Source organism: Micromonospora sp. NPDC003816 (genome assembly GCF_042874705.1).
Classification (GTDB): domain Bacteria; phylum Actinomycetota; class Actinomycetes; order Mycobacteriales; family Micromonosporaceae; genus Micromonospora.
Window position 1 is genome coordinate 268,781 of the sequence record NZ_JBIANP010000002.1, and the last position, 11,869, is coordinate 280,649.

The following is an 11,869-nucleotide window of genomic DNA, read 5'->3' on the forward strand; positions in this document are numbered from 1 at the left end:
ATAGCGGCCAGACCGGCCCGGCACCATGGGGCGCGACCAGGGTGGACTCACTCCACCCGTTCGAGGACCAGTGGATTCGGGACCGACGGTGTCGCCGCGAGAGTCACCGCCCGGGCCGCCTCCGCCAGCGCCCCCGGAATCCTCTCCGGACTCTCGGAACGCAGCTCGTAGAGAGGGTCACCGGCCCGCACCGGGTCACCGGGCCGCTTGTGCAACAGCACCCCGGCGGGGACGCTGACCGGGTCCTCCTTGCGCGCCCGGCCGGCGCCGAGCCGCCACGCGGCCACCCCCATGGCGTACGCGTCGACGGTCGCGACGTAGCCGTCCGTCTCGGCACGCACTACCTCGACCTCGGGCGCGGTGGGCATGGGCGCGTCGGGGTCACCGCCCTGTGCGCGGATCATCGACCGCCACACGTCCATCGCCCGCCCGTCGCGCAGGGCGGCGGCGGGATCGGCGTCGGGCAGCCCGGCGGCGTCGAGCATCTCCCGGGCCAGTGCCAGCGTCAGTTCCACCACGTCGGCCGGGCCACCGCCGGCCAGCACCTCGACCGACTCGGTGACCTCGACCCCGTTGCCGATGGCCAGGCCGAGCGGCGTCGACATGTCGGTGAGCAGGGCGACCGTGCGGACGCCGTGCGCGCCGCCCAACTCCACCATGGTCCGGGCCAGCTCACGGGCATCGTCGACCGACTTCATGAACGCGCCGGAGCCGACCTTCACGTCGAGGACCAGCGCGCCGGTGCCCTCGGCGATCTTCTTGCTCATGATCGAGCTGGCGATCAGCGGGATCGCCTCGACCGTGCCGGTGACGTCCCGCAACGCGTACAGCTTGCGGTCGGCCGGGGCCAGCCCCGACCCGGCGGCGCAGATCACCGCCCCGAGATCGCGCAGTTGGGCGGTGAACTCCTCGTTACTCAGCGCGGCCCGCCAGCCCGGGATCGACTCCAGCTTGTCCAGCGTGCCGCCGGTGTGCCCGAGGCCGCGCCCGGAGAGCTGCGGCACCGCCGCGCCACACGCGGCCACCAGTGGGGTGAGCGGCAGGGTGATCTTGTCACCGACACCACCGGTCGAGTGCTTGTCCACGGTCGGCCGGGACACCGACGACAGGTCGAGCCGCTCGCCGCTGGCGATCATCGCGGCCGTCCACCGGGCGATCTCCGGTCCCGTCATGCCGTTCAACAGGATCGCCATGGCCAGCGCCGACATCTGCTCGTCGGCCACCGCCCCCCGGGTGTACGCGTCCACCACCCAGTCGATCTGCGCGTCGGAGAGCACTCCCCCATCCCGCTTCGCCCGAATCACGTCCACCGCAGTAAACACACTCACCCTTGAGTCCCATCCCACCGCACCGGAATCTCCACCGGCGGCTCGCCCTCACCGGCCCAGAAGATCGTGCCCGACGCGTCCACCACCACGACCCGGGGCGTACGCGCCAACCCCCAGGTGATCGCCTCCGCCGGGTCGTCCCAGGTCGGCGCCTCCTCCAGCACCCCGGTCTCAGCGCCCGCGTCGTCGCCGGCCGACCGTTCCCAGTAGGCCGTCCAGATCTGCTGGCCGGCGGAGAGGTCGGGGTGCACGAAGACGGTGCCGCGTCCGCGCCAGGCGGCCAGTCGGTCGGGGACCACCGGCACCGGCCGTTCCCGGGTGACCGCGTCGAGGTCGGCCACGTCGAAGGCGTGCGGCAGCAGCTCCGCCATCCGCAGCGGACCGCCCCTGGCCTCGATCAGACACTCCGGCCCGCCCTGTTCCCAGAGCAGTTGCCGGCAGCGCCCGCACGGCATCAGCGGCTCACCGGTGGCGTCGACGCAGGACAGCGCGACGATCCGGCCTCCGCCGGTGGCGTGCAGCGAGGAGACCACGCCGCACTCGGCGCAGAGCACCACACCGTACGCGGCGTTCTCGACGTTGCAGCCCACCACGACCCGGCCGTCGTCGACGAGTGCCGCCGCGCCCACCGGGAACTTCGAGTACGGCACGTACGCGTGCCGCATCACCTCGGTGGCGGCGGCGCGCAACCGCGCCCAGTCGATCTCCATGCTGCGCTCCCCTGGATCAGCCCTTGATGTACGGCTTGCCGTCGGCGGCGGGTGCCCGGACCCGGCCGACCAGCCCGGCCACGGCCAGGATCGTCGCCAGGTACGGCAGCATGGCCAGGAACTGGCCGGGGATGATGCTGTTGATCGCGCCCAGGTAGGTGGCCAACTGGTCGGCGAAGCCGAAGAAGAGCGCGGCGAGCAGCGCCCCCGTCGGGCTCCACCGACCGAAGATCAGTGCGGCCAGGGCGATGAAGCCCTTACCGCCGATCATGTTCTTGGTGAACGAGTAGAGCGCCAGCGTGTACGACGCGCCGCCGATGCCGGCCACCACCCCGGCCAGCAGTACGTTGCGGTAGCGCACCCGCAGCACCTTCACGCCCAGGGTGTCCGCCGCCGTCGGGTGCTCGCCGACCGAGCGGGTCCGCAGACCCCACCGGGTGCGGAACAGCGCGATGTGGATCACGAGCACCAGCAGCAGGGCGAGATAGAGGAAGATGTTCGCCTGGAACAGCGCCGGCCCGAGGACCGGGATGTCGGAGAGCAGCGGGATCTCCCAGTTGCTGAACCGGGGGGCGCTGTTGTAGCGCGCCGCGTCGGTCTGCATCAGCCGCTCGTAGAGGAAGCCGGTGATGCCGACCGCGAGCAGGTTCAGCACGATGCCCATGACCACCTGGTCGACCAGGTAGCGGATGCAGAAGACGGCGAGCAGCAGCGAGATGAACGCGCCGCCGATCGCGGCGGCGACCAGGCCCACCCAGATGCTGCCGCTGATGCTGCCGAACAGCGCGCCGCTGAACGCGCCCATCAGCAACTGCCCCTCGATGGCCACGTTGACCACGCCGGAGCGCTCGCAGAGCACACCGGCCAGCGCACCGAAGATCAACGGCAGGGCGAGCAGGAACGTGCCGCGCACGATGTTGACCAGCGGCATGAAGTTCTGCCCGGTCGGTGCGGCGGAGACCTGCCAGCAGAGGAAGGAGAGCACGAAGGCGACCAGACCGACGGCGAGCACCGGGACGAACCAGCGCTTCGGCAGGCGGGTGGCGAGCATCGCCGCCCCGGCGGCCAGCGCGATCAGTCCGAAGAGGACCGCGCCGACCGTCCCGTGGATCTCCAACGCGGCCCCGGCGGAGTCCTCGCTGAGCGTGAAGCGGGCCTGCTCACCGGTGGCGAGCGCGCCGAACAGCACGGTGGCCAGCAGGCCGAGGGCCGACAGCACCAGGCCCACCTTGCGGGTCCGGGTCCAGAAGCCCTCGTCGACCTGCGCGACCGCGACGTCGGGGACGGCCATGGTGGACATGCCTCACCAGCCCTTCGCGAGGCTCGTCTGCAACCGGGCGGCGCGGGCCGCCCGGAGCTGGAAGATCGCCTTCACCAGGGCCGGCGCGGCGATGAAGATGACGATCAGCGCCTGGAGCACGGTGACCAGCTCCAGCGAGATCCCCGAGTACGACTGCATCCGGTTGCCGCCGGCCTGCAACGCGCCGAAGAGCAGCGCGGCCAGCGCAACTCCCCACGGTTTCACGCGACCGAGCAGGGCTACCAGGATGCCGTCGAAGCCGATCTGCGCGACCACCAGCGGGGTCAGGGCGGCGGCCGTGGTGCCGAGCACCATCTGCGAGCCGCCCAGTCCGGCCAGCGCCCCGGCGAAGACCATGATCAGCACGTACGTCCGGGTGACGCTGATGCCGGCGGTGCGGGCGGCGTCCGGGTTGGCGCCGACCGCGCGCAGCTCGAAGCCGAGCGTGGAGCGGTTGAGCAGCCAGGCGACCGCCAGGGTGGCCAGCACGGCGAGGATGATCCCGGCGTGCGCCCGCAGCCCGTCCCCGAACAGGCGCGGCAGTTGGGCCGAGGCGTCCACCGGCCGGCTGATCGCGTCGGTGCGGTTCGGGTCCTGCACGCCGTTCTGCACGATCAGCCAGGTCAGGAAGTAGACCGCGATGTAGTTGAGCATGATCGTGTTGATCACCTCGTGGGCGCCGGTCCGCGCCTTGAGGATGCCGGGGATGAAACCCCAGATCGCGCCGCCGACCGCACCGGCCAGCACCGCGACCAGCAGGTGCAGGCCGGGCGGCAGCGGCAGCAGGAACCCGGCGAGCGCGGCCAGGATCACGCCCATGGTGGCCTGACCCTGGGCACCGATGTTGAACAGGCCGCCCCGGAAGGCGAGCGCTACCGACAGGCCGGTGAAGACCAGCGGCGCGGTGTAGGTGAGCGTCTCCGAGATGGGGCTCAGCGCCGCGTTGACGGTGGTGGCGGCCGGGTCGAAGACGCTGCCCTTGAACAGGTTCGCGTACGCCTCGCTGACCAGCGTCCAGCTCGCGTTGAGCGCGTCGGTGGGGCGGGCGGTGAAGTAGGCGTAGGTGCCCAACACGTCCGGATCAGAAATGATCATGAGGATGGCGCCGACCACCATCGCCAGCACCAGCGACAGCAGCGTCACGGTGAACGTGTTGGCCGCCCACAGGTTCTCCAGGAACAGCCGACCCAGGGTGGGCCGTCCCTGCGGGGACTGCCCGGTGGTGGCCGTCTCGGCGCGCTCGGTGTTGCCGATCGCCGTCCGGTTGGCCTGCTCCTCGCTCGCCGGTTCCTTGTCCGGCGAGCCAGGCTGGGAAGAAGTGGTCATGCCGGCACTCCGCTTCGCTCCGTACCGTCATGAGGCACCACCGCACTGAGCCTGATGATTCGCTCGCAGAGCTCGCTCATGCCGGCACTCCGCTTCGCTCCGTACCGTCATGAGGCACCACCGCACTGAGCCTGATGATTCGCTCGCAGAGCTCGCTCATGCCTTCTCGTCCTCGTTGCCGGGACCCTCGGGGGCCGGGGCCACGCCGTCGGTGGTGGCCGTGACGTCGCGGTCGGTGGTCGCGGTCGTGCCGTCGGCGCTCGCCGCGTCCGCGTCGGTCACCGCTGCGTCGTCCCGGTCGATGGTCGCCACGGCGGTGCCGTCGGCGGCTGGGGTGCTCTCCGGGGAACCGCCGGTCGCGTCGGGGGTGATGCCCGCCATCAGCAGACCGATCTCCTCGCGCGGGGTGTCCGGGCCGACGATGCCGATGACCCGGCCGCGATACATCACCGCGATCCGGTCGGCCAGCCCGATCACCTCGTCGAGTTCGCTGGAGACCACCAGCACGGCGGTGCCCACGTCACGCTCGCGGATGACCTGGCTGTGGATGAACTCGATCGAACCGACGTCCACGCCCCGGGTGGGCTGGGCGGCGATGAAGAGCTTGAGCGGCCGGGACAGCTCCCGTGCCACGATCACCTTCTGCTGGTTGCCGCCGGAGAGCGTGCCCACCGGCGCCTGCGCCGACGAGGTCCGGACGTCGAACTGGTCGATCCGCTCCTGCGCCGACTTCGCGATCGCGTCCGGCTTGAGCGACAGCCCGCTGCCGAACGGCGGCCGGTCGTAGATGTCCAGCACCAGGTTCTCGGCGACGCTGAACTCCTTGACCAGGCCGTCGACACTGCGGTCCTCGGGGACGTAGCCGACCCCGGCGCGCAGCACCTTCTTGGTGCTCCAGCCGTCGACCCGCTGACCGTCGAGGCTGATCGTCCCGGCGAGCACCGGGCGCAGCCCCATGACCGCCTCGATCAGTTCGGTCTGCCCGTTGCCCTGCACGCCCGCGACGCCGAGCACCTCGCCCGCGCGTACGGTCAGGTCGACGCCGTCCACCGCGCGGACCTGCCGGTCGTCGTCGACGACCAGGCCGGAGATCTCCAGCACCGGCTCGCCCGGCGTGGCCGGCGCCTTCTCCACGGTGAGCCGGACGCTGCGGCCGACCATCAGCGCGGCCAGCTCGTCCCGGCTGGCGTCGGGCGACGCGGTGCCCACCGTCTTACCGCGCCGGATCACCGTGATCCGGTCGGCGATCGCCTTGACCTCGCCGAGCTTGTGGGTGATGAACACGATGGACTTGCCGGCGGCCTTGAGCGACCGCATCACGGTGAGTAGTTCCTCGGTCTCCTGCGGGGTGAGCACCGCGGTGGGCTCGTCCAGGATGAGCAGGTCGACGTCGCGGGTCAGCGCCTTGACGATCTCGACCCGCTGCTGGACGCCGACCGGCAGGTCCTCGATCACCGCGTCCGGGTCGACCCGCAGGTTGTAGCGCTCCGAGACCTCGGCGACCTCGCGGCGCGCGCGGCGCCGGTCCAGGAATCCGGCGATGCCGCCGCGCACCTGTTCGGCGCCGAGCATGATGTTCTCGGTGACGGTGAAGACCGGTACGAGCATGAAGTGCTGGTGCACCATGCCGATGCCGGCGGCGATCGCGTCGGAGGGGCCGCGCAGCTTGAGCGGCGTGCCGTCGACCAGGATCTCGCCCTCGTCGGGCTGGTAGAGCCCGTAGAGGACGTTCATCAGGGTCGACTTGCCCGCGCCGTTCTCGCCGAGCAGGGCGTGGATCTCTCCAGGCTCCACCGTCAGGTCGATGTGGTCGTTGGCGACCAGATCACCGAACCGCTTGGTGATGCCGCGCAGTTCGAGTCTCAGCGCAACCTCCTGGAGTGCGAAGCGATGGTGCAGCGTAGCTGCTGGCGGACGGTGTGCGGCCGGGACCCGACCGGGGGCGCGGACCGGCCGCCCCGAGCGCGGGTCTCCCCGCGCCGGAGCGGCCGGATCATGGGCTCCGCGTACCGGTCGCCCCGGTGATCGTCTCACCGGGGCGACCGGTGACGGGTCACTTCGGCTGGGCGGCCGACTCGACCTTGACGGTGCCGGCGGCGATGTCCGCCTTGAGCTTGTCGACCTCGGCCTTGAGCTCGGCCGGGACCTTGCCTTCGAACTCGTGGTACGGGGCGATCGAGACGCCGTCGTTGGCCAGCGTGCCGACGAAGCCCTCCTCGGCGTTGAGCTTCTCGCCACCGGCGGCCTTGAGCACGGCCTCCTTGACGGCGCCCGGGATGTTCTTCACCACGGTGGTGATGATCGCCGAGCAGTCCGGCGTGCTCTCGCAGCCGTCGACGTCCACCCAGATGGTGTTGTACTTGCCGCCGGAGGCCTTGGCCGCACCGGTGGTGCCGAGGCCGGCGCCGCCGGCGACCGGCATGATGATGTCCGCGCCCTGGGCGACCAGCGCGTCGCTGACCTTCTTGCCCTCGTCCTGCTTGATGAAGTCGTTGGTGAAGGAGCCGTTCTGGGTCTCCTTGTTCCAACCCAGGGCCTGCACGTCGGCGCTCTTGGCCTGGTTGTAGTGCGCGACGCCGTCGACGAAGCCGTCCATGAAGATGGTCACCGGCGGGATCTTCATGCCGCCGTAGGTGGCCACCTTGCCGCTCTCGCTCATGCCGGCGGCGACGTATCCGGCGAGGAAGCCGGCCTGGGCGGTGTCGAACTCCATCGGGTAGACGTTGCCCACCCCGGGGTTGGCGTCGACGATCGCGAACTGCTGGTCCGTGTTCGCCTCGGCGATCTTCTTGGTGGCGTCACCCATCAGGCCACCGACGGCCAGGATGAAGTTGCAGTCCTGGTTCACGTACTGGGTGAGGTTCGGCTCGTAGTCCGCCTCGGCCTTGGACGCGACGTACTTGATGTCGACGTTGCTGTTCTCGGCCTTGGCTTCCTCGAGACCCTTCCAGGCCGAGGCGTTGAACGACTTGTCGTCGATGCCGCCGACGTCGGTGACCATACAGGCGACGTACTTCTCGCCGCCCGTACCGGCGTTGTTGTCCTCATCCGGGGCCTCGCCACAGGCGGCGGCGCTCAGTACGAGCCCACCCGCCGCGATGACCGAGGCGATCCGCATCCCACGCACCGAGCGCAAGACGTCTCCTTCCCACTGCACACCGCGTGGTTGCGGTGGCTCCCTTGAACCGGCTTGCGCTGTGCCGCCGGCATCCCACGTTACGGACGCAGAGCGTACGCCCGCGCCCACCTGCCGAACGACAATCGTGCAGGACTGTTGGAGGCCTGTTACCCGTACGTAATGCTCCGGTGGGGCAGATCACTCAGGGTGGCGACAGGCGGGCGAAGGTGCGTCCGTTAAGTCCCTTTCCGGCGGCGATCGACGGGCTCGCCGCTCACCGCCAGAAGACCGCGACAGCGGCGTTGACCAGGGTCAATCCCACGATGGCGAGGAAGTGCCCACGGTTCACCTCGTCCCGCTTGCGGGAGAAGAAGACCATTACGAAGATCAGCAGCGCGAACACCAGCTTCGTCACAAGCTTCGCCGGTGCCGGCTCGTCGCCGTCGCGCAGCGGGGCGGAGAGTCCGATGCCGGTGGCGAGTTGGATCACCGCGCCCCAGAGCATCGCGGCGTTGATCCGGATCTTGCCGGTGAGGTATTGGGCGATCGCGCCGCCGAGCAGCAGCGCGAAGCCGATCAGGTGGCCGTAGAGGAGGATGAGTCGAAGTGCTTCCACCCGACCCATCCTGCCCTATCAACGACGGTTTGTAGTAGAGGGCCTTCCGGTCAGCCCTTCGTGCCGCCCGCGGTCAGGCCGGAGACGAGGTGCTTCTGGGCGACGAAGAAGACCAGCCCGGCCGGGACGGTGACCAGGACGGCGGCGGCCGTCAGGTACTCCCACTGCGGGTTGAACTGCGGCACGAACTGCTGGAGGCCGTAGGCCAGGGTGAACTTGTTGTCGGTCTGGATGAAGGCCGACGCGTACGCCACCTCGCCCCACGCGGTGAGGAAGGTGTAGAACGCGGTGACCGCCACCGCCGGGCGGGCCAACGGCAGCACCACCCGCCAGAAGGTGGCGAACGGACCGCACCCGTCCAGCGCCGCCGCCTCGTCCAGCGAGGTCGGGATGGAGTCGAAGTAGCCCTTCAACATCCAGGCGCAGAACGGCACCGCGATGGTCAGGTACGCGATGATCAACGCGGGCATCGTGTTGATCAGCCCGAGCCGCGCCATGATCGTGTAGATCGGCACGATCAGGATGGCCACCGGGAACATCTGGGTGACCAGGAAGACCATCATCAGCGGCCGGCGACCCGGGAAGTTGAACCGGGACACCGCGTAGCCGGTGGTGGCCGACAGGAAGATGCCGATCCCCATGGTGAACGCCGCGACGATCACCGAGTTGAGGAACCACCGGGGGAAGTTGGTGCTGGTCAGCACGTAGCTGTAGTTGGCCAGCGTGGTGTCCCGGAACAGCGTCAGCTCGCTGCTCTGGATCGCGTACCCGGGCTTCAGCGACGACAACAGCACCCAGGCGATCGGGCCGACCGCGATCAGCGAGGCCAGGATCAACGTGCCGTGCAGCAGGACCGACTTCAGCGGCGAACGGCGACTGCGCGCCTGCGCGGGTCTGCGTGCCTGCGCCATCACCACACCTCGCCTTGCTTGCGCAGGGCCCGCCGGTAGAACATCGAGAACACCAGCAGGATCGACAGGATCAGTACGCCGTACGTGGAGGCGAGCGAGTAGTTGCGGATGCCCTCGAACGCCGCCCGGTAGGCACCGGTCACCAGGATCTCGCTCTGCCCTGCCGGCTGCCCCTCGGTCACCAGGAAGATGATCGGGAACATGTTGAAGGTCCAGATGGTGCCGAGCAGCACCACGGTCATGCTGACCGGACGCAGGCCGGGCAGGGTGATGTTGACGAACCGCTGCCACGGCGAGGCGCCGTCGATCTCGGCCGCCTCGTACAACTCGGACGGGATGGTCTGCATCCCGCCGAGCAGGGCCACCATCATGAACGGCACGCCGAGCCAGATGTTGGTGACGATGGCGGTCAGCAGCGCCGTCCACCGGTCGGCGAACCAGGAGACCGGGTCGATGCCGACCGCCGAGAGCAGGGCGTTGGCCAGGCCGAAGCGCTCGTTGAAGATGAACTTCCAGGCGAAGGCGCTGACGAAGGCGGGCACCGCCCAGGGCAGCACCAGCAGCACCCGGTACATGCTGCGGCCCCACATCGGCCGGTTGATCATGGTGGCCAGCCCGAGGCCGAGACCGAAGTGGCAGGCCACGCAGACGAACGTCCAGATCAGCGTGACGCCGGTCCACTGCCAGAAGTCGCCGACCTGGCCGGTGAGGACCCGGACGTAGTTGTCGAGGCCGACGAACTCCCACTTGTTGGGGTTGTCCCGGCACACCTCGCTGCCGGTGATCGACTTGGTGCAGATCTCGGCGACCTGGTTGGCCTCGGTGAGGTCGGTGAAGGAGAGCCAGATCCCGCGGAAGAGCGGGTAGAAGATCAGTACCGCCAGGACGATCACGACGGGCAGCACCATCGCCCAGGCGTACCAGTGCTTGTCCCAACTGCGGCGCAGCCGGGACGTTCGAGCGGACCGGCCGGGCGGCGTCGTGGACGACGGCGCCGGGTCGGCTGTCACGGTGGTCATCAGCGCTCCCGAGGAGAAGTCCGGCAGGGGCGCGCGACCGCGACGGCCGCGCGACCCTGCCGGGTGCCGAAAGGTCACCGGCCGGAGCCGGCGCGGGCGGTCAGAGCCCGTAGCCGGGCACGACCTCGGCCTTGTACTTCCGGGCCACGGTGTCCAGCGCGGCCTTCGGGTCCTTGTTCTGGATCAGGACCTCGGTGGCCATCTGGTCGAGCGGGCCGAAGAACTGACCGGCCTCGGGGATCCACGGCCGGCCCACACCGGCCTCCACGACCGGCTGGAACGCGGCCACGACCGGATTGTTCTTCACCGCGTCGAGGGCGTACGCGGAGGTGCGGGTCGGCAGCAGGCCGAGCTTCTCGGACAGGAACGCCTGAGACTCGGCGGAGCTCATGAACTTCACGAACGCGACGGCGGCGTCCACCTTCTCCTGCGGCATGCCGGACCAGATCACGTAGTTGTGGCCGCCGACCGGGCCACCGGCCCGCGCCGAGCCGCCCGGCACCGGGGCGATGCCGAGGTTCTCCAGGCCGCCGAAGCCGGGGGCCGTCGTGACGTTGTTGACCTCCCACGGGCCGTTGATGATCATGGCGACCTTCTTCTCCTTGAAGAGGGTCATCATGGTGCCGTAGGCGTCGTTGGCGGACGGCTTGGCAGCCGCACCGCTGGTGATCAGGTCCTTGGCGATCGCCAGTCCGGCCGCGTTCTGCTCCGAGTTGATGACGATCTTCTGGCTCGCGGTGTCGACCAGGTCGCCACCCTCGCCGTACATGAACGGCAGCATGAAGTAGCCGGCCGGGTTGACGTACACGCCCTCGGCGTCGGTCTTCTCCTTGACCGCCTGCGCGGCGGTCTTCAGCTCCGCCCAGGTCTTCGGCGGCGCGTCGACGCCGGCCTGGCTCAGCAGCTCCTTGTTGTACATCAGCGCCAGGCTGTCGGTGACCTGCGGGACGCCGTACGTCTTGCCGTCGAACCTGTTGGAGGCCAGCGGCGTCTCCAGGAAGTCCGAGGAGTCAGCGAGCAGTTCGGAGCCGTCCAGCGCGTAGAGGTAGCCCAGCGAGGCGAACTCCGGCACCCAGGCCACCTCGGCGCGGAGGATGTCCGGAGCGCCGCTCTTGGCCTGCGCGGCGGTCTTGAACTTGTTCTGCGCCTCACCGAACGGGACCGACTGATAGTTGATCTTCACGTTCGGGTGCGTCTGGTTGAACTTGGCGATCAGCTCCTGGAACGCGGGGCCCTCGTTCTGCGGGTCCGAGGTGTCCCACCAGGTCAGTTCTGCGGTGAGGGAAGCGGGGTCGACGGTGGACTGCCCATCAGCCGGGTTGTCCTCTCCGCCGCCGCAGGCGGCGACGGAGAGGGCGAGGGTGGCGGAGGCGAGTACGGCGATCCCCCTGGCTGTGCGACGCATGTTCGCTCCTAGATTCCTGCCGGGTGTCGGCGGGACAGTAGCAAGAACTTGCGTAACTCGAAACCCCTTGCGAACATCACCGCAACAACCGCGCTGGATCCGCAACCCGACCACTCCACAACTGCGGCCTTACCGG

10 protein-coding genes are annotated in these 11,869 nt (G+C 69.4%); all 10 read right to left on the minus strand.

Translation table 11 applies throughout. The annotated features are described in order from the left end of the window. Positions 1 to 47: 47 nt before the first annotated feature. Entirely contained in the window at positions 48 to 1,328 is a 1,281-nt protein-coding gene (locus ACFYTT_RS07460) for a thymidine phosphorylase (RefSeq protein ID WP_131051651.1), read from the minus strand. Then, positions 1,325 to 2,038: a cytidine deaminase gene (locus ACFYTT_RS07465; RefSeq protein WP_131051652.1), complete on the minus strand. Its 714-nt coding sequence runs from the start codon at positions 2,036 to 2,038 to the stop codon at positions 1,325 to 1,327. The genes ACFYTT_RS07460 and ACFYTT_RS07465 overlap by 4 nt, the downstream gene beginning before the upstream one ends. A gap of 16 nt (positions 2,039 to 2,054) precedes the next feature. Beyond that, entirely contained in the window at positions 2,055 to 3,338 is a 1,284-nt protein-coding gene (locus ACFYTT_RS07470; RefSeq protein ID WP_176092531.1) for an ABC transporter permease, read from the minus strand. Between the two features lie 3 nt (positions 3,339 to 3,341). Next, entirely contained in the window at positions 3,342 to 4,664 is a 1,323-nt protein-coding gene (locus ACFYTT_RS07475; protein WP_131051654.1) for an ABC transporter permease, read from the minus strand. A 156-nt stretch (positions 4,665 to 4,820) separates the two neighbouring features. Next, a complete protein-coding gene (locus ACFYTT_RS07480) occupies positions 4,821 to 6,698 on the minus strand; it encodes an ABC transporter ATP-binding protein (RefSeq protein ID WP_387258053.1) in 1,878 nt (625 codons plus the stop codon). 19 nt (positions 6,699 to 6,717) lie between these two features. Beyond that, on the minus strand, positions 6,718 to 7,782 hold the full coding sequence (locus tag ACFYTT_RS07485) for a BMP family protein (protein ID WP_131051681.1): 1,065 nt from the start codon (positions 7,780 to 7,782) through the stop codon (positions 6,718 to 6,720). A gap of 274 nt (positions 7,783 to 8,056) precedes the next feature. Then, positions 8,057 to 8,398, minus strand: coding sequence for a hypothetical protein (locus tag ACFYTT_RS07490; RefSeq protein ID WP_131051655.1), 342 nt, complete (start codon positions 8,396 to 8,398; stop codon positions 8,057 to 8,059). 50 nt (positions 8,399 to 8,448) lie between these two features. Next, a complete protein-coding gene (locus tag ACFYTT_RS07495) occupies positions 8,449 to 9,309 on the minus strand; it encodes a sugar ABC transporter permease (protein WP_387258054.1) in 861 nt (286 codons plus the stop codon). Next, positions 9,309 to 10,328, minus strand: a complete 1,020-nt coding sequence (locus ACFYTT_RS07500; RefSeq protein ID WP_131051657.1) for a carbohydrate ABC transporter permease — start codon at positions 10,326 to 10,328, stop codon at positions 9,309 to 9,311. The genes ACFYTT_RS07495 and ACFYTT_RS07500 overlap by 1 nt, the downstream gene beginning before the upstream one ends. A 100-nt stretch (positions 10,329 to 10,428) precedes the next feature. After that, on the minus strand, positions 10,429 to 11,733 hold the full coding sequence (locus tag ACFYTT_RS07505) for an extracellular solute-binding protein (protein ID WP_387258055.1): 1,305 nt from the start codon (positions 11,731 to 11,733) through the stop codon (positions 10,429 to 10,431). Positions 11,734 to 11,869 lie beyond the last annotated feature (136 nt).

Coding starts and splice junctions, on each gene's coding strand:
- ACFYTT_RS07485 (WP_131051681.1), bottom strand. CDS start 7,782: ATGCGGATCGCCTCGGTCATCGCGGCGGGTGGGCTCGTACTGAGCGCC.
- ACFYTT_RS07475 (WP_131051654.1), bottom strand. CDS start 4,664: ATGACCACTTCTTCCCAGCCTGGCTCGCCGGACAAGGAACCGGCGAGC.
- ACFYTT_RS07470 (WP_176092531.1), bottom strand. CDS start 3,338: ATGTCCACCATGGCCGTCCCCGACGTCGCGGTCGCGCAGGTCGACGAG.
- ACFYTT_RS07500 (WP_131051657.1), bottom strand. CDS start 10,328: ATGACCACCGTGACAGCCGACCCGGCGCCGTCGTCCACGACGCCGCCC.
- ACFYTT_RS07465 (WP_131051652.1), bottom strand. CDS start 2,038: ATGGAGATCGACTGGGCGCGGTTGCGCGCCGCCGCCACCGAGGTGATG.
- ACFYTT_RS07495 (WP_387258054.1), bottom strand. CDS start 9,309: ATGGCGCAGGCACGCAGACCCGCGCAGGCGCGCAGTCGCCGTTCGCCG.
- ACFYTT_RS07505 (WP_387258055.1), bottom strand. CDS start 11,733: ATGCGTCGCACAGCCAGGGGGATCGCCGTACTCGCCTCCGCCACCCTC.